The organism is Pseudoalteromonas sp. bablab_jr010 (genome assembly GCF_016464105.1).
In the GTDB taxonomy this organism is placed as follows: Bacteria; Pseudomonadota; Gammaproteobacteria; order Enterobacterales; family Alteromonadaceae; genus Pseudoalteromonas; species Pseudoalteromonas simplex.
The window spans coordinates 1-343 of the sequence record NZ_JACDWV010000136.1 but is presented as its reverse complement, the minus strand read 5'-3'; the positions used below and the strand labels follow the sequence as shown (position 1 = coordinate 343).

General features: G+C 44.0%; 1 rRNA gene. It reads right to left on the bottom strand.

What is annotated here, in order from left to right:
- Nucleotides 1-4 precede the first annotated feature (4 nt).
- Nucleotides 5-119: ribosomal RNA gene (rrf, locus tag JIG37_RS12735) — 5S ribosomal RNA — on the bottom strand.
- Nucleotides 120-343: the final 224 nt, after the last annotated feature.

Here is a 343-nt window from a genome sequence, read left to right as displayed (position 1 = left end):
TGGAGCCTGGCGATGACCTACTTTCACATAGCAGCTGCTACACTATCATCGGCGCTGTTTCGTTTCACTACTGAGTTCGGCATGGGGTCAGGTGGGTCCAAAACGCTATTGTCACCAAGAAAATTCTTTTCAATTTTCTTATTATTTTATTTATAGTCTTTCGACTTAATTTAAAGTCTTGCGACTGAATTTGGAGCCTGGATATGACCAAGTGCCCACAGCGGTAGAGAGACACATAGCAGCTGCTAAGAGAAACCTAACACTTTAATTTGGAGCCTGGCGATGACCTACTTTCACATAGCAGCTGCTACACTATCATCGGCGCTGTTTCGTTTCACTACTG